We start from the raw sequence: 17275 nt of genomic DNA, 5'->3' as shown, positions 1-17275 counted from the left end.
GTCCTCGACGCCGCATCCCGGCCACGCTCCCCATCCTGACGAGTCCGGGGTCTGGATGGGCACTCGGTGCGGCCAGTAGGGTCACGGGCCATGCCGACACTGCCGAAGTTCCCGGCCGGGTTCCTCTGGGGCGCTTCCGCCGCCGCGTTCCAGACCGAGGGCGCCGCCCGCGCGGACGGCAAGGGGCCGTCGGGCTGGGACGCCTTCGCCGCCCGGGGCCGCATCAAGGACGGCGCGGACACCGACCGCGCCACCGGCTTCTACGAGCGGTACGCCGAGGACGTCGGCCTCCTCGCCGGCCTCGGCGCCGACGCGTTCCGCTTCTCCATCAGCTGGCCGCGCGTCGTGCCCGACGGCCGGGGCCCGGTGAACGCCGCCGGCCTCGACTTCTACGACCGGCTCGTCGACGAGCTGTGCGCCCGGGGCGTCGCCCCCGCGCCCACGCTCTACCACTGGGACACCCCGCTCGCCCTGGAGGACGCCGGCGGCTGGCTGAACCGCGACACCGCGTTCCGGTTCGCCGAGTACGTCGGGGTCGTCGCCGAGCGGCTGGCCGACCGCGTCCCGATGTGGATCACCATCAACGAGCCGGCCGAGGTCACCCTGCTGGGCTACGCGATCGACGTGCACGCGCCCGGCAAGCGGCTGTTCTTCGACGCCCTGCCCGCCGCCCACCACCAACTCCTCGCCCACGGCCTCGCGGTCGGCGCGCTGCGCGCGGCCGGCGCGGGCGGCATCGGCGTCGCCCTCTCCCACTCCCAGGTGCTGCCGGCCGCCGACACCGAGGCGGACCGGGCCGCCGCCGAGCTGTACGACACCCTCACCAACTGGATGTTCTCCGACCCGATCCTCACCGGCACCCACCCGGACGGCGCACTCGCCGCCCGACTGCCCGGACCGGTCGCCGACGACCTCGCCACCATCGCGGCCCCCCTGGACTGGTACGGGGTGAACTACTACGCGCCGATGCTGGTCGGCGCGCCGGGCACGCGCAGCGCCAACGGCAGGAGCGGCTTCGGCGGCGTCGAGGTTCCCGCGGAACTCCCCTTCGTCCTGCACGACATCGACGGGGTGGAGCACACCGCCTTCGGCTGGCCCGTCGTCCCCGACGGACTGCGCAACGCCCTCGTCGGCCTCGCCGACCGCTACGGCGACCGCCTCCCGCCGATCCACATCACCGAGAACGGCTGCTCGTACGAGGGCCTGGACGACCAGCGCCGCATCGCCTACCTCGACGGGCACCTGCGCGCCCTGCACCGGGCCATCACCGAAGGGGTCGACGTGCGCGGCTACTTCACCTGGTCCCTCACCGACAACATCGAGTGGGCGGAGGGCACCCGCCAGCGCTTCGGCCTCGTGCACGTCGACTACGACACCCTGGCCCGCACCCCGAAGGCGTCCTACCACTGGTACCGCGACGTCATCGCCGCCCAGCACGCCGAGTGACGGAACGAGTGACGGATCGTCAGCGCACCGAGCGGATCCGCCAGACCAGCGCCCCGCCGAGTGCGGTGACCACGGTCGCGACGAGGTAGAGGCCCGCGTACCCGCCCGCGTACGCGACGATCGGCGCGGCCAGCGCCGGCCCGAGGACCTGCGGCGCCGCGTTGGCGACGTTGATCACGCCGAGATCCTTGGCGCGGTCCCCGGCCCGCGGCAGGACCTGTGTGATCAGGGCCTGGTCGACGGCGATGTACACGCCGAAGCCCAGGCCCAGCAGGGTCGCCGCGACGGTCGCCGCCGCCCAGGTGTGCCAGAACGTCAACAGCAGCGAGGCCAACGCCATCACCACCGAGCCGACGCAGACCAGGGCCCGCCGGCGCCCCGACCGGTCGGAGACGACCCCGCCGACGACCGCGGTGGTCGCGACTCCCGCCGTGTACAGCAGCGTCAGCACCAGCACGCCCCCGCCGGGGTCGTCGTGGTGGACGGCGTCTTCGAGGAAGTACAGCAGGTACAGGGTGCCCAGGGCGTTGCCCAGCATCACGAGGAACCGGGTCAACCACGCCCAGGCGAAGTCGGGGTGCGCCCGCGGGCTGATCCACGCGTCCCGCAGGGGCCGCGAAGCCGGCCGGCCCGCCGCCGCGGGCGCCGTATCCCGGGAGACGAGGACGAACGGCAGGGCGCACCCCACCGTCACCAGCGCCAGCACCAGATAGCCGGCCGTGACGTCGGTGACGACCACGGTGACCAGGACAGCGCCGACCACCAGACCGAGGGTCTGCGGCACGCCGACGAAGCCGGACACGACGGCCCGCTGTCGCACCGGCACCTGGTCGGGGACGACGGCGTTCACCCCGGCGAGCATGGCGTTCAGCCCGGACTGCGCCAGACACCAGCCGAGCGCCACGCCCACCACGGTCGACTGCGCCGCGGTCAGCGCGAGGCCCGCCGCGCCCAGCACCGCGCCGCCGACGATCCACGGCCGGCGCCGGCCGAAGCGGGAGCGCGTACGGTCCGACAGGGCCCCGGCGACGGGGTTGGCGACGACGGCGACCAGCGCACCGACGCCGGTGACCCAACCCAGAGCCACTTCCTTGCCGGCCGGGTCGAGTTCGTCGATCTGCTCGGCCAACAGCACCTGGATCGGGGTGAGGAAGGCCATGTAAAGACCCAGGGTGGCCAGCACGAGCGTGGAGATCCACCCCGCGCCGACCGGACGCACCGGCTCCGCGGGAAGACCGCCCTCGACCCCGGCCCCGCTCCCGCGGGCGTCCGGCGGCGGTGCGTGCGGACCGTACGTCTCCATGCGTCTCCACGCGGCTCGCGCCCGCGCCCCGAGCGGGGCGGGGGTGCCCGGAGCTTACGGACACCCCCGCGCACGATCAACGCTCAGGACGGCGTCGCGTACGGGCTACCGCGCGGCCGGCGCCGCGCCCGGCACCAGGTCGATGCGCTCCTGCACGATCGGGTAGCCGGCCCGGACGAAGTTCTTCGCCATGGGCACGTTCGGCTGGTCCGTGGCCGCGGCGATCTCCCGGGCCCCCTCCTCCACCAGCCGGTGGGTGCACTCCACCAACAGGTCGTAGGCGTAGCCGTGCCCGCGGGCCTCGGGCACCACCCCGATGAAGCCCACGCACGGCCCGCTCGGGTTGTGGGCGGGCACGTGCAGCCCGACCAGCTCCCCCTGCGGGGTGTACGCGAGTTGCAGCCACTCGCGCGGCGAGGGGCACCAGTGGAAGAACTCCAGCTCCTCCCGGGCCGCCTGGTCCAGGCCGCCCTCCTCGATGGCCCGCAGCGCGTGCGCGTCGAGGGTGCCGGTGTGGACGCGGCGCAGCACGTCCAGGACGACCTCGTCGTCCGGCTCGGGCCGGAACACCAGCCGGCCCGGCCGCTCGGGGAGCCCGCAGTCGGGCGTCCACAGGTAGCGGTAGCGCTCGACGAGGACGCTCATGCCGGCGGCTTCGGCCGCTCGGATCCGGGCCTCGCCGGCCGCCTTGAGCACCGGGTCCGCCCGCCAGTCGGCGGGCAGCACGAGTTCGTAGTCCACCTGGAACGGGGAGGTGCGCAGCAGCTCGGCACCCGCCTCCTCCTCGCCGTCGGCGACGTCGAACCAGTTGACGTTGATGGGGGAGGTGTCGTTCGGGCCGCCCCACCAGGCGGCGCGGGCGACGACCACGCCGTCGCGCAGCGCGACCCGCTTCCACTCGGGGCGGTGGGTCCGACCGGCCAGGGCTTCGGCGATGCCGAGCGGGTCGGGCAGGGTGTCGAAAAGATGGGCGTCGCCCTCGGAGAGGGCGCGAATGACCAGAGAGGTCATGGAGAAAGCCTCCGGGATGCAAAACAGCGGATGAACTGCGCTCCCGGTCAGCTGACGTACGCGCGAAGGTGGGGAAGGGAGCGCGAGATAGCGATGGACTGCACGGCACTCGCCTCCTTCCGACCTGGTCTCTTCGGCGTCGTGAGCACGTTAACCCGAAGATCCGCGGGAGTCCAGTGCCTTTTTCCGAGGCCGTTTCCGAGCGCGCCCGCCGCCCGCGCCCGGGCCGGAACCATGGCTTCCGCGCAGGTCAACACCCGGGCCCCAGCGGTCGAAGCGGTCGATCGTGTGGACACCCCGACCGTGCCGGACCGACAATTGACGGCGTGACGTCGTCCACGGAGTTCCCCGCTCTGCCCGTCGGCCCCGTCCCGCCGCGCCCCACCGACGCCGAGCGGGACCGGGCCATCAGCGTGCTCACCGACGGCGCTGCCGACGGCCGGCTCTCGTACGACACGTTTCAGCGCCGGATGGAGCTGGCCCTGGCCGCCCGCGACCCGGACCAGCTGAAGGCACTCACCGCCGATCTGCACGGCGACGGCGGCTTCGGCCAGCGACTGGTCCGCTCGGTGGGCGGGGCGTCCGCGTTCTTCGTACGGCTGCGCAGGGCGTGGCACGCCGAGAAGCTCCCGGCGCTGCTGCTGCCCGAGCCCGGCCCCGACGCCCTGCGGATAGGCCGCGACCCGGGCAACGGCCTGCGGCTGACGCACGAGAGCGTGTCCCGGGCGCACGCGGAGCTGAGCCTGCGCCACGGCGTGTGGATCCTGCGGGACCTCGGCTCCACCAACGGCACCACGGTCAACGGCCGCCGGGTGACCGGCGCGATCCCGGTGCGCGCCGGCGACGCGGTCTCCTTCGGCAACATCGCCTTCCGCCTCACCGCCCGCTGACCACGCCTCACCTGGCCGGCTGGGGAGCGGTGTTCACCCCCGTGGGCGGGCCAGCAGCGCCACCGGCCCCTCCAGGAACAGCTCGGCCGCCGCCACCCGTCCGCCATGGACCTCGCGCCCCGCGAGCAGGTCCGTCCACGGTCCGTCCGGCAGCTCCACCTCCGTGCCCCGCCACCCGCCGGCCCGCTCCAGCCGCAGCGCCAGGCGGGTGACGGCCGCCACCACCTCGCCCGTGCGGCAGTACGCCACGCAGTGCTCGGCCGCCGGCCCGCTGACCTCCAGCGGCACGTAGGTGCCCGATGCTCCGAACACCTCCGGACGCTCCCGGCGCAGCCGCAGCGCCGCCCGGGTCAGCGCCGTCTTCTCGTCCCCCGACCTCTCGCCCCCTGGCCCCTCGTCGAACGGCCCCTCGTCGAATGGCGCCCGGTTGTCCGGGTCCACCAGCGCCAGGTACTCCCGCTCCGTGCCCTGGTACACGTCCGGCACGCCCGGCACCGTCAGGTGCAGCAGCGCCGCGCCCAGTGCGTTCGCCCGCGCCCAGGGCTCCAACTCGCGGGCGAAGCGGGCCACCGTGTACAGCGGGGGACCGGCGGGACCGGCCGCGACGAAGGCCGCGAGCGCCCGCTCGTACGTCTCGTCCGGCTCCGTCCAACTGGTGTGCAGCGCCGCTTCCCTGGCCCCCTTCAGCAGCGCCGCCCGCAACCGGTCCTCGTACGGGAAGCCGAAGCCGACCGCGGTCTGCCACGCCGCCCACGCCACCTGTGCGTCGGGCGCCCGCCCGCCCTCCGCCCGGGCCGTCTCCTCGGTGACCTGTGCGAGGAAGGCGTCCCACCGCTCGGGGCACTGGGTCAGCACCGCGATCCGGGCCCGCACGTCCGCACTGCGCTTGGTGTCGTGCGTGGTGAGCACCGTGCCCGTGGTCGGCCAGTCGCGGGCGATGCGCCCGCAGTGCTCGTGGAACGCGGCCGGGGTGACCGAGGGCTCGCCCGGGTCGCCGCCCACCTCGTTCGCGCTCAGCAGCGGGACGTACCGGTAGTACGCCGTGTCCTCCACCGACTTCGCCCGCAGCGCCGACGCCGTCTGGGCGAACCGGGCGCGGAAGGCGTCGTGGTCGGCGCCGGCGCCGAGCCGCCCGAGCGCCAGGTCCCGTACGACGTCCACCGCGGAGCTCTCCGCCAGCACCGAGAACGTGGCCTTCGCGACCGCCGCAGCCCGCAGCGTCAGCACCTCCTCGCCGCCGACCCGGTACGGCCGGTACACCGGCAGGCGCACCAGCAGCTCGCGGACCGCGGCCCGCAGCGCCCACGGCGCGTGGTCGCGCAACGCCGGCTCCCCGGCGCACACCCGGACGGCGAGCCGGGTCAGCGCCGCCGTCTCCGACGCCAGATCGCGGGAGACGACCCGATGGGCCGCGCGGCGGGCCGTCGCGTCCCAGTAACCGCCGCGGTCGCCCGCGACGTCGGTGAACCGGCGGTAGGAGGCGGTGAGTTCGACCGCGCCCTGCGGGTCGGTGAACAGCCCGTCCACGTACCGCAGCGCGTCGTACCCCGTCGTGCCGGCGACCGGCCAGGACGGCGGCAGGTGCTCGGCGCCGGTGAGGACCTTCTCCACCACCGTCCAGCACGCCCCGCCCGTCGCCCCGTCGAGCCGGGCGAGGTACGCCTCCGGGTCCGCGAGCCCGTCGGGGTGGTCCACCCGCAGCCCCTCCACCACCCCGTCCCGCACCAGCTCCAGGACCTTCGCGTGGGTGGCGTCGAAGACCTCCGGGTCCTCCACCCGCACCCCGATCAGCTCCGCGACGGTGAAGAAGCGCCGGTAGGTCAGCTCGGTGCGGGCCAGTCGCCACCAGCCCAGCCGGTAGTGCTGGGCGTCCAGCAGCTCCACCAGGTCCGCATCGGGGGCCGGGCCGTCGGTGCGCAGCGGGAAGCGGTGCTCCCCGTACTCCACCGTGTCGCCGTTCACCCGTACGGCCGCCAACTCCTCCCCGAACGGCCCGGCCAGCACCGGCAGCAGCACCCGGCTGCCGCCCGCGTCCCAGTCGACGTCGAACCAGCGCGCGTACGGCGACGCGGGGCCGTCGCGCAGCACCTCCCACAGGGCGGGGCTGTGGCGCGGGCTGAGCGCCATGTGGTTCGGCACCACGTCCACCACCAGGCCCATGCCGTGCTCCCGGGCGGCGGCGGCCAGCGCCCGCAGCCCCTCCTCGCCGCCGAGTTCGGCCCGCACCCGGGTGGGGTCCGTGACGTCGTAGCCGTGGGTGGAGCCGGGCACGGCCTCCAGCACCGGCGACAGATGCAGATGCGAGACCCCCAGGCCCGCGAGGTACGGCAGCACGGCCGCGGCCCGCGCGAAGGGGAAGTCGGGCTGGAGCTGGAGCCGATAGGTGGCGGTGGGGTTCATGGTGGCGTACGTACCCGCGCGGACGCCACCTGTGTCAGTGCGCCCACCCCGCGCCTGACCCACTGGAGTGACACCACCCCGGCCCCGCACCCGGTCGGCGGCGGTTTCGCCGTGCGGCGGGCTGTGTCATTGCGTCTGCGGCCCGTCTGTGGCTGTTCGCGCAGTTCCTCCCCCTGTGCCCTGTGGGCACGGGGGCACCCCCACCTACGTCCAGAGGGCGTGGGGGGACCCCCAGCGCCCCAAACGCCTCTGCCCTCAGCCCGCAGACAAGCGACGGGGGTAGCGAAACAGGGGCGCGGGGAACTGCGCGAGCAACCACGTACGGCCCGCAGAGACCATCGCACCCGCAGGGAAACGGCGGCTACGTCCAGAAGCGCAGGGAAGCACGCGGGACTCCACGGACACACCTGGGGCCCGCCATTACGCGGGCCGCCGCAGGACCGTCAGGCTGCGGTTCAGCAGGCGCAGCCGCTGGCCGCCGACCACCTTCGTGCCTCCGCCCGCCCGCACGCCCGCCGTCCGCGCCGTGTCCACCACCACCTGCCACTCGCGGCCGTGGTCCACGGGCACCGTGAAGTCCAGGTCCTCGTCGCCGGCGTTCACCATCAGCAGGAACGAGTCGTCGCGGATCCGCTCCCCGCGCGGGCCCGGCTCGGAGATCGCGTGCCCGTTGAGGAACACCGACATCGCCCCGGCCTGCGCCGACTGCCAGTCCCGCGGTCGCATCTGCTCGCCGTGCGGGGTGAACCACGCGATGTCCGTCAGCTCGTCGTGGGTGCCCTGTACGGGCCGGCCGTGGAAGAAGCGGCGGCGGCGGAAGACCGGGTGGTCGCGCCGCAGCCACACCATCGTCCGGGTGAACTCCAGCAGCGCCCGCGCCGCAAGCCCGTCCCCCGCACCGTCCGCAGGGTCGGCGTCGGCGTCGGCTTCGGGCTGCGGCCAGTGGACCCACGCGAGCTCGTTGTCCTGGCAGTACGCGTTGTTGTTGCCGCCCTGGGTGCGGCCGAACTCGTCGCCGTGGCTGAGCATCGGCACGCCCTGCGAGAGCATCAGCGTGGCGATGAAGTTCCGCATCTGCCGGGCCCGCAGCTCCCGCACCTCCGGGTCGTCGCTCTCGCCCTCCACCCCGCAGTTCCAGGAGCGGTTGTGGCTCTCCCCGTCGCGGTTCTGCTCGCCGTTCGCCTCGTTGTGCTTCTCGTCGTACGACACCAGGTCGCGCAGCGTGAAGCCGTCGTGGCAGGTGACGAAGTTGACCGAGGCCAGCGGGCGCCGCCCGTCGTCCTGGTAGAGGTCGGACGAGCCGGTCAGCCGGGAGGCGAACTCGGCGAGGGTGCGCGGCTCGCCGCGCCACAGGTCGCGCACCGTGTCGCGGTACTTGCCGTTCCACTCGGTCCACAGCGGGGGGAAGTTCCCCACCTGGTACCCGCCCTCGCCCAGGTCCCACGGCTCCGCGATCAGCTTCACCTGGCTGACCACCGGGTCCTGCTGCACCAGGTCGAAGAAGGACGACAGCCGGTCCACCTCGTGGAACTGCCGGGCCAGCGTCGCCGCCAGGTCGAAGCGGAAGCCGTCGACGTGCATCTCGGTGACCCAGTACCGCAGCGAGTCCATGATCAGCTGGAGGACGTGGGGGGAGCGCATCAGCAGCGAGTTCCCGGTCCCGGTGGTGTCCGTGTAGTGCCGCCGGTCCTCCGCCAGCCGGTAGTACGACGCGTTGTCCAGGCCCCGGAAGGAGAGCGTCGGGCCGAGGTGGTTGCCCTCGGCCGTGTGGTTGTAGACCACGTCGAGGATGACTTCGATGCCCGCCTGGTGCAGCGCGCGCACCGCGTGCTTGAACTCCAGCACCTGCTCGCCCCGCTCGCCCCAGGACGCGTACGCGTTGTGCGGGGCGAAGAACCCGATGGTGTTGTAGCCCCAGTAATTGCGCAGCCCCGCGTCCACCAACCGGTGGTCGTGCACGAACTGGTGCACCGGCATCAGCTCCAGCGTGGTGACGCCGAGCTCCGTCAGGTGCGAGAGCACCGCCGGATGGGCCAGCCCCGCGTACGTGCCGCGCAGCTCCGGCGGCAGCTCGGGGTGGAGCATCGTCAGGCCCTTCACATGGGCCTCGTAGATCACGGTGCGGTGGTAGTCCGTCCGGGGAGAGCGGTCGTCGCCCCAGTCGAAGTACGGGTTCACCACCACCGAGCTCATGGTGTGCGGCGCCGAGTCCAGGTCGTTGCGCGAGTCGGGCCGGCCGAAACGGTACCCGTAGACGGACTCGTCCCACCGCACGCCCCCGCTCATCGCACGCGCGTACGGGTCGAGCAGTAGTTTGGCGGAGTTGCACCGCTGCCCGCGCTCCGGCGCGTACGGGCCGTACACCCGGAAGCCGTACCGCTGCCCCGGCATCACCCCCGGCAGGTACGCGTGCCGGACGAAGGCGTCCTTCTCCCGCAGCTCCACCGAGGTCTGGGAGCCGTCGTCGTGCAGCAGGCACAGTTCGACGCGCCGAGCGGCCTCCGAGAACACCGCGAAGTTCGTGCCGGCGCCGTCGTAAGTGGCACCGAGGGGATACGCCTGCCCCGGCCAGACCTGCATGGATGGACTCTGCCCCTTCTGATCCGGGCGGGTGGGGGACGCGGGGCCCGGTTCCCGACCGAACGTACCCCGAGCACCCCCGGGCCGCCCCCGGACGACGCGGGACGACGGCCGTCAATGCGGCGTACGTCCCGTCACCCGCGCGGCGCCCCGGAAGGCCGTCGGACGCCCGCCCCCCGCGCCGCCCGGGCCGCGGCGCCGGCCCCACCGCTATGAATCCGCTCACTCCCCGGACCCCCGCTGCCGAGAACGTCCCGCACCCGAACGGGAGTTGGGAAAGGAGCCTGTGCATCCGGCTGCACCTCCTCACGCTTGCGGAGTAGTCTGCGGTGATCTTTGGTGGGGGACGGGAAGGGGTACGCCGGTGAGCTCGGGAGGGCTGGAGCTACCCCCCGGTGACGGTGGTCACGAGGGGGACACCACCGACGCACCGCCGGGCGCGGTCTCCCTCGCCAGACCGGTGGAGATCGGGTCGGAGCTGGAGTGGGACGCGGAGTCCTGGCGCGAGGTGCGCACCCGCGCCCAGCGCGCCGGCCGCGCCTACATCTGGCTGAACCTGGTGGAACAGCGGCTGCGGGCCGTGGTCGCCGCCGTCCTGCGCCCCATCTACGAACCCGTGCACGGCGACGACTGGGTCGTCGCGGCGGCGGGCCCCGCGGGGCAGGAGTGGGTGCAGCGGGCCGTCGCCGTCCGGGAGGTCTCCCGGCGCAAGGGCTACCTCCTCGACCCCGCCGACGACAACGTCCTCTCCTTCCTCACCCTGCCCCAGCTGCGCGAGCTGATGGTGCAGCACTGGCCCTGCTTCGAGCCGTACTTCGACGACCGGCGCGACGTGGAGCTGGCGCTGGACGAGCTGGAGGTGGCGCGCAACGTCGTCTCCCGCAACCGGGCCCTCAACGAGGCCGTGCTCGCCCAGGCCGAACGGGCGTCCGCCCGGCTGCTGGAGATGCTCGGCTCGGGCACCGGCACGCGGTCCGCGGACCGGCTGCCCGTCGACGCCGTCGAGGACCTGGTCGGCGACCGGTACGCGGACGTCGTCTCCGTCCACCCCGACCGGGTGCGCCTGCAGCGCCAGCTCCCGGCGGAGGACCTGTTCGGCGGGGCGCGCCGGCTGGACGCCGTCGGCATCGGCCTCAACCTGCTCGTCCAGAACTTCTCCGGCCGGCGCCTGGTCCGGCTCGCCGAGGCGGGCGCCCGGGTGCGGCTGCTCTTCCTCAACCCGGCGAGCAGCGCGGTCAAGCGCCGGGAGCGCGAACTGGGACTCAAGAAGGGCGAGCTGAGCCGGACGGTGGAGATGAACATCCTCCATGTGCGCCGGGTGCGCTCGCGGCTGCGCGACCCGGGGGCGTTCGAGATCCACGTCTTCGACGAGACGCCCCGCTTCACGGCGTACCTCGTCGACGGCGACGGACCCGACGGCGTGGCCGTCGTCCAGACCTACCTGCGCAAGGCCCGCGGCATCGAGGCGCCGGTGCTGGTGCTGCGCGGCGGCGGACGGTCGGTGGTGCGGGCCGCGGATCCGGACGACCCGGGGGAGCACGGTCTGTTCCAGATCTACCGCGAGGAGTTCGAGTCGGTGTGGGCCGACTCCCGCCCGGTCTCTTGAATGTCAGTGCGGCATGCGAGGGTGAAGGGCAACTGGGGGAGCGTCATGGAGAAGGGGCCCGGGATGACTTGGCACACGCAACCACTGGTCGGTTTCGACCTGGAGACGACGGGCACGGAGCCGTTCCAGGCCCGGATCGTCACGGCGGCGATCGTCCACATGGGCGTGGAGGGGCCCGTTCAGCGGCGGGTCTGGCTCGCCGACCCCGGGGTGCGGATCCCGGAGCAGGCGTCCGCGATCCACGGGATCACGACGGAGCGGGCGGCGGCGGAGGGCCGCCCCGCGCGCGAGGTGGCCGACGAGGTCGCCGCGGTCCTGTGCGAGCACTGGGAGCGGGGCACCCCCGTCGTCGCGTACAACGCCGCGTTCGACCTGACGCTGCTCACCGCGGAGCTCCAGCGCCACGACCTGCCGACGCTGTCGGAGCGCCTCGGCGGGCGCGACGCGGCGCCGGTGATCGACCCCCTCACCATCGACCGCGCCGTCGACCGCTACCGCAAGGGCAAGCGCACCCTGGAAGCGGCCTGCGCGGAGTACGAGGTGGAGCTCGCCGACGCGCACGACGCGACGGCGGACGCGGAGGCGGCGGTGCGGGTGGCCCGGGCGGTGGCGAAGCGCCATGAGTCGGTGGCGGCGAGCACGGCGGCGGAGCTGCATGCGCGTCAGATCGGCTGGTACGCGGCGTGGGCGAAGGACTTCGAGTCCTTCCTCCGCCGCAAGGGGAACGCCTCGGCCCAAGTCGACGCGACCTGGCCCCTCCGCGCCCCCACCCCGGTGGCCAGCTGACCGGCGCGCTCCCCGCGCCCGGGTGCGGGCTGCTCACGCAGTTGCGCCCTGCGCCCAGGGGCTTGGGGGACCCCCACCTGTGCCCTGCACCCCTGGACAAACCCGTCGTAGCCCTGCGGGCGCACTGGTCTCTGCAGGTGCACTGTGGCTTGTCGCGCAGTTCCTCGCGCCCCTGTTGCGGCTCGCCATAGCCTCTTGCTTCCTGCTTCTGGTGCGCCATGCCAACGTCCCCCTCGCCCACAGGGCGGGGGGTAGGGGCGCTGGAGGTCCCCCCACGCCCCTGGGCGTAGGGGGCGGAACTGCGCAGCAACCAGCGACGGGCCGCAGAAGAGAGCGGGCGCCGCGGCCCGCGGCGGCGCGCCCGTCGGGCTAGAAGGGGTACCAGCGGACGGACGGATCCGCGTCCCGGAGGGACGTCACGCGGCGGGTGAACTCCTCGCGCGCCTTCGGGTTCGTGGGGGCGTGCTGCGCCACCCACGCGCAGCTCGCCGTCTCCCGCGCCCCGCGCAGCACCCCGCAGCCCTGCCACTCCCGCACGTCCCACCCGTACGCCCGGGTGAACGCGTCGTACGCCTCCGCCGCCAGCCCGTACCGGTCTCGGGAGAGCGCCAGCACCACGAGGTCGTGCTCGCGCAGGTCCGCGGAGAAGGTCTCCAGGTCGACCAGGACCGGGCCGTCCGGGCCGACGTGGACGTTGCGCGGCAGCGCGTCGCCGTGGATGGGCCCCGGCGGCAGATGCGGCGTCAGCGCCGCCGCGGCCTGCGCGAAGCCGTCCCGCCGCGCCCGCAGGAACGCCGCGTCCGCCGGGTCGATCGCGTCGCCCGCGAGCCGTAGCCACCGTTCCACCCCGCCCAGCAGCTCACGGCGCGGGAGCGCGAAGTCCGGCGCCGGCAGGGCGTGCACCTGCCGCAGCAGCGGCGCCAGGTCGGCGGGCACGGCGGGGCGCACCGCGGCCGGCAGCCGGTGCCAGACCGTCACGGGGTGCCCCGCCACCAGCCGCGCGCCACCCTCCGCCGGCCGCACCGCCGGGACCCCGGCAGCCGCCAGCCACGCCCCGACGGCCACCTCGCGCTCCGCGCGCTCCCACAGCTCCCGCGAGCGGCCGACCTTGACGACCGCGTCGCCGACGGCGAACACCGCGTTCTCGCCCAGCGCGATCAGCTCGGCGCCTCCCGGCGCCCCTGCCGCCCCGGCCGCCGCCAGCCCCGCGGCGTCCAGGACCTCCCGTGCCCGTGCCTCGTCCATCCCTCGCGTCCCGCGCCTTCCGTACTCAGCCGTACTCACCCGTACTCACCTGTGCGAACTCGCCAAAGTCTCGCATTCGCGGCAGGCGTCCTTGACGGCCGGTGGGCCTGTCACGACGATGTCACAGGCCCGTAAGGAGCGGCCCGCACCAGCAAACCCGCAGCGCAGGAGCGAAGGAGTCGTAACCGTGACGGCGGTGACCACGGCTCCCCCCACCCCCACCCGCACCCGCCCCCCGCAGCGCCGGCACCTGGACCACGGGGCCTGGTTCCTCGTCCTGCCCGCGCTGATCCCGATCCTGGTGCTGAGCGTCGGCCCCCTGCTGTACGGGGTCGCCCTCGCCTTCACCGACGCCCAGGCCGGTCGCACCGAGCCCACCCAGTGGATCGGCACCCTGAACTTCCAGGACCTGCTCAAGGACACCCTCTTCTGGGAGTCGTTCGGCATCGGGCTGCTGTGGGCCGTCGGGGTCACCGTCCCCCAGTTCGCCCTCGCCCTCGGGCTCGCCCTGCTGCTCAACCAGGACCTGCGGCTGCGCTGGCTGGCACGCGCCCTCGCGATCGTCCCGTGGGCGATGCCGGAGGTCGTCGTCGGCATCATGTGGCGCCTGGTCTACAACCCGGACGCGGGCATCCTCAACGAGACCGTCCGCGACCTGGGCCTCGGCGACGGCCATGCCTGGCTCACCGGCCTCGGCACCGCGCTGCCCGCCGTGATCGTCGTCGGCATCTGGGCGGGCATGCCGCAGACCACGGTCGCCCTGCTCGCCGGCCTCCAGAACACCCCGCAGGAGCTCCACGAGGCCGCCGCCCTCGACGGCGCCGGGGCCTGGCGCCGCTTCCGCACCGTGACCTGGCCGGCGCTGCGGCCCGTCGCCCTGGCGATCACCGCCCTCAACTTCATCTGGAACTTCAACGCCTTCGCCCTGGTCTGGGTGCTCACCAGCGGCGGCCCCGGCGGACGCACCCGGCTCCCGATGCTCTTCGCGTACGAAGAAGCCTTCCGCTACGGCCAGTTCGGCTACGCCGCCGCCATGGGCTGCGTCATGGTCGCGGTGATCTCGGTGCTGCTCGCCTGCTACCTGGTGGGCCGGCTCAAAGGAGGCGACGAGCGGTGAAGCAGCCAGGTGACGTCATCGACCACGCCCGCACGCCTGCCCGTGCACCCCGTCCCGCCAGCCGACGCCGCCGCGGCGTCCGGACGACGGCCGGTCGCGCCGGGCAGTACCTGGCCCTCCTCGGCTATCTGCTCTTCCTCGCCCTGCCGTTCCTGTGGCTGGTGTCCACCGCCTTCAAACCGGCCCGCGAACTCGGCTCGCTGCACCCCACCTGGATCCCGAAGGACCCCACCCTCGACAACTTCCGGCAGGCGTTCGACGAGCACCCGCTGCTGCGGGCCGCCGGCAACAGCCTCCTGGTGGCCCTCTCGGCGGCGCTGATCGCGGTGGTGATCGCCACCCCGATGGCGTACGTCATCGCCCGGGTGCGCACCCGGCTGGCCACCGCCGCCACCGGCTGGGTGGTGCTCAGCCAGGCGTTCCCCTTCGTCCTCCTGATCATCCCGCTGTTCCTGGTCCTGAAGAACCTGCGGCTGATCAACACCCTGACCGGGCTGGTCCTGGTGTACGTGGTGTGGGCGCTGCCGTTCGCGCTGTGGATGCTCACCGGGTACGTACGGGCGGTGCCGCGGGAGTTGGAGGAGGCAGCGGCGGTGGACGGCGCGAGCCGGGCCCGCACCCTGGTGTCGGTCACGGCGCCGCTGCTCGCGCCCGGCATCGTCGCCACCGCGCTCTTCGCCTTCGTCACGGCGTGGAACGAGTTCTTCTTCGCGCTCGTGCTGTTGAAGTCCCCGGAGAAACAGACCCTGCCGATCGTGCTGACGCACTTCATCGGCGCGGAGGGCGTCGCCGACCTCGGCCCGCTCGCCGCCGCCGCGTTCCTGGCGACCATCCCGTCCCTGCTGGTCTTCGCGCTCATCCAGCGGCGGATCACCGGCGGCGTGCTCGCGGGGGCGATGAAGTCATGATCCGGAGCAAGCCGACGAAGCTGCTGACCCTCCTCGCCGCGCTGGCCCTGCTGCTGACCGGCTGCACCGCGGACGACGGCGGGTCGGACGACGGCACGATCCGCCTCCGCTTCCTCTCCCTGGCCTGGCAGAAGGAGTCCGTCGACGTCAACAAGGCACTGGTGCGGGAGTGGAACGCGGCCAACCCCGGCGTCCGCGTGAGCTACGTCCAGGGCAACTGGGAAAGCGTCCACGACCAGCTGCTGACCTCCTTCGAGGGCGGCGAGGCGCCCGACGTCATCCACGACGCCTCCGACGACCTCGCCGACTTCGCCTACGGCGGATACCTCGCGGACCTGCGGGGGCTGCTCCCCGAACGGCTGGTCTCCGACATCCCCCGGGAGAGCTGGCGCAGCACGACCTTCGGCGAGGGCGTGTACGGCGTCCCCTTCCTCCAGGAACCCAAGGTCCTCATCGCCAACCGCAAGCTCCTCGACCGGTCCGGCGTCCGGCTCCCCACCCCCGAAGCCCCCTGGACCTGGGAGGAGTTCCGCGAGGTCGCCAAGGATCTGACCGAGCAGATGGGCAAGGGGAAGCACGCCGTCGCCTGGCCCCTCAAAGAGCCGGTCTCCATCAGCCTCAACATGGCGCTGTCGGCCGGCGGGCGGCTCTTCCACCGCGAGGACGACGGCAAGGTCCGCATCCGCTTCACCGACGCGGACGGCGTGATGCCGTCCGTCGTGCACGACCAGGTCAACCGCGACCGCACCGCGGCCCGCAGCACCCTCGGCGGCGGCGGCTCCGACGCCCTGCCCGGCTTCTTCGGCGGCAAGTACGCGATGGTGCCGCTGGGCTTCTCGTACCGCCAACAGGTCGTGCAGCAGGCCCCCGAGGGCTTCGAGTGGACGGTGCTGCCGATGCCCGTCGGGCCCGGTGGCGCCGTGCAGGGCGTGAGCCCGCAGACCCTGTCCATCGCCGAGGACACCCGCCACAAGCGGGAGGCCGCCCGCTTCCTCGACTTCCTGCTCCAGCCGCAGAACACCGTCCGGCTGGCCCGCGGCGACTGGATGCTCCCGACGGGGACCCGGGCCCTGGCCGATCCCTCCCTGCGCACCGCCGAGCACGGATGGGCCGTGGGCACCGCGCTGGCCCGCGGACTGCGCCCCGCGCCCGCCCAGTCCGTCCGCGGCTACCCGGAGTGGAAGGACAAGGTGGCGACCCCGGCGTACCAGGAGTACTACAGCGGGGCGATCGACGCACGGGAGCTGCGCAAGCGGCTGGTGCGCGACGGGAACCTGGTGCTCGCCCGCTACCAGCGGGACTGAACGCACTGTCGGACCCGGTCCCTAGGGTTGAGCCATGAGCACCAGATACGCGGCACTCCTGCGCGGAATCAACGTCGGCGGCCACCGGAAGGTCCCCATGGCCGAACTGCGCTCCGTCATCGCGGAGCTCGGCCACCGGGACGTCGTCACCCACCTCCAGAGCGGCAACGCGGCCTTCACCGTCGAAGACGCCGAGGGCGAGGCCGTGCGCCGTGCTCTGGAGGCGGCCATCGAGCGCCGCTTCGGCTTCGCCGTCGACTGCGTGGTGCGCAACGCCGACTACTTGCGCGCGGTCGTGGCCGGCTGCCCCTTCCCGGCCGACGCGCTGGAGGCGAAGCAGCTGCACGTCACGTACTTCTCCGGGCCCGTCGCGCCCGAGCGGTTCGACGGGATCGACCCGGCGGCGTTCGCCCCCGAGGAGTTCCGCATCGGGGACCGCGCGCTGTATCTGTACGCCCCCGAAGGGCTCGGCCGCTCCAAACTCGCCGACGCCCTCGCCCGCCCCACCGTCACCCGTGGCCTCGTCGCCACGACCCGCAACTGGAACACGGTGACGAAGCTCGTCGAACTGACGAGCCCCTAGGTCGGGAGCGTTGGTCTCCACCAGCCGGTGGTGGGCTGTTCGCGCAGTTCCTCCCCCTACGCCCAGGGGCGTAGGGGGAGGAACTGCGCGAACAGC

13 protein-coding genes are annotated in these 17275 nt (G+C 73.5%); 8 read left to right on the top strand and 5 right to left on the bottom strand.

Annotation, left to right across the window (positions count from 1 at the left end):
• Nucleotides 1-90: 90 nt before the first annotated feature.
• Nucleotides 91-1446, top strand: a complete 1356-nt coding sequence (locus ABZ842_RS31835) for a GH1 family beta-glucosidase (protein WP_361544651.1) — start codon at nucleotides 91-93, stop codon at nucleotides 1444-1446.
• Between the two features lie 19 nt (nucleotides 1447-1465).
• Here the strand turns inward: ABZ842_RS31835 and ABZ842_RS31830 are convergent, their stop codons facing one another.
• Together ABZ842_RS31830 and ABZ842_RS31825 are read right to left on the bottom strand one after the other, a co-directional pair.
• Entirely contained in the window at nucleotides 1466-2749 is a 1284-nt protein-coding gene (locus ABZ842_RS31830; protein WP_361544648.1) for an MFS transporter, read from the bottom strand.
• A gap of 105 nt (nucleotides 2750-2854) precedes the next feature.
• Nucleotides 2855-3760, bottom strand: a complete 906-nt coding sequence (locus ABZ842_RS31825) for a GNAT family N-acetyltransferase (RefSeq protein WP_361544645.1) — start codon at nucleotides 3758-3760, stop codon at nucleotides 2855-2857.
• 326 nt (nucleotides 3761-4086) lie between these two features.
• Here ABZ842_RS31825 and ABZ842_RS31820 point away from each other — a divergent pair, with 326 nt between their 5' ends.
• A complete protein-coding gene (locus ABZ842_RS31820) occupies nucleotides 4087-4650 on the top strand; it encodes a DUF1707 and FHA domain-containing protein (protein ID WP_361544642.1) in 564 nt (187 codons plus the stop codon).
• Between the two features lie 33 nt (nucleotides 4651-4683).
• Here the strand turns inward: ABZ842_RS31820 and treY are convergent, their stop codons facing one another.
• Both treY and glgX read right to left on the bottom strand, forming a co-directional pair.
• Nucleotides 4684-7050, bottom strand: coding sequence for a malto-oligosyltrehalose synthase (gene treY / locus ABZ842_RS31815; RefSeq protein ID WP_361544639.1), 2367 nt, complete (start codon nucleotides 7048-7050; stop codon nucleotides 4684-4686).
• Between the two features lie 420 nt (nucleotides 7051-7470).
• The gene (gene glgX / locus ABZ842_RS31810; RefSeq protein WP_361544636.1) at nucleotides 7471-9630 is read right to left on the bottom strand and encodes a glycogen debranching protein GlgX; all 2160 of its coding nucleotides are present in this window, start codon (nucleotides 9628-9630) and stop codon (nucleotides 7471-7473) included.
• A gap of 364 nt (nucleotides 9631-9994) precedes the next feature.
• Here glgX and ABZ842_RS31805 point away from each other — a divergent pair, with 364 nt between their 5' ends.
• Together ABZ842_RS31805 and ABZ842_RS31800 are read left to right on the top strand one after the other, a co-directional pair.
• Nucleotides 9995-11236, top strand: a complete 1242-nt coding sequence (locus ABZ842_RS31805; protein ID WP_361544633.1) for an SAV2148 family HEPN domain-containing protein — start codon at nucleotides 9995-9997, stop codon at nucleotides 11234-11236.
• A gap of 63 nt (nucleotides 11237-11299) precedes the next feature.
• Nucleotides 11300-12022: an exonuclease domain-containing protein gene (locus ABZ842_RS31800; RefSeq protein ID WP_361544630.1), complete on the top strand. Its 723-nt coding sequence runs from the start codon at nucleotides 11300-11302 to the stop codon at nucleotides 12020-12022.
• Between the two features lie 369 nt (nucleotides 12023-12391).
• On the opposite strand, the gene ABZ842_RS31795 is transcribed toward ABZ842_RS31800, so the two are convergent.
• A complete protein-coding gene (locus tag ABZ842_RS31795) occupies nucleotides 12392-13267 on the bottom strand; it encodes an aminoglycoside phosphotransferase family protein (protein WP_361544627.1) in 876 nt (291 codons plus the stop codon).
• A gap of 187 nt (nucleotides 13268-13454) precedes the next feature.
• Here ABZ842_RS31795 and ABZ842_RS31790 point away from each other — a divergent pair, with 187 nt between their 5' ends.
• The 4 genes from ABZ842_RS31790 (at nucleotide 13455) to ABZ842_RS31775 (ending at nucleotide 17179) form a co-directional block, all read left to right on the top strand.
• Complete coding sequence (locus tag ABZ842_RS31790) at nucleotides 13455-14384, top strand: sugar ABC transporter permease (protein ID WP_361544624.1); 930 nt, start codon at nucleotides 13455-13457, stop codon at nucleotides 14382-14384.
• A 110-nt stretch (nucleotides 14385-14494) separates the two neighbouring features.
• Complete coding sequence (locus tag ABZ842_RS31785; RefSeq protein ID WP_361544822.1) at nucleotides 14495-15292, top strand: carbohydrate ABC transporter permease; 798 nt, start codon at nucleotides 14495-14497, stop codon at nucleotides 15290-15292.
• Nucleotides 15289-16596, top strand: a complete 1308-nt coding sequence (locus ABZ842_RS31780; protein ID WP_361544621.1) for a sugar ABC transporter substrate-binding protein — start codon at nucleotides 15289-15291, stop codon at nucleotides 16594-16596. Before ABZ842_RS31785 ends, ABZ842_RS31780 begins: the two co-directional genes overlap by 4 nt.
• Before the next feature lie 34 nt (nucleotides 16597-16630).
• Nucleotides 16631-17179 carry a DUF1697 domain-containing protein gene (locus tag ABZ842_RS31775; RefSeq protein WP_361544618.1) on the top strand — a complete coding sequence of 183 codons (549 nt, stop codon included), beginning with the start codon at nucleotides 16631-16633 and terminating at the stop codon, nucleotides 17177-17179.
• Nucleotides 17180-17275 lie beyond the last annotated feature (96 nt).

It is taken from the genome of Streptomyces sp. NPDC047315 (genome assembly GCF_040643215.1).
GTDB lineage: Bacteria > Actinomycetota > Actinomycetes > Streptomycetales > Streptomycetaceae > Streptomyces.
Note: the sequence above shows the minus strand (reverse complement) of the source record. Positions and strands in the feature narration are given on the sequence as shown.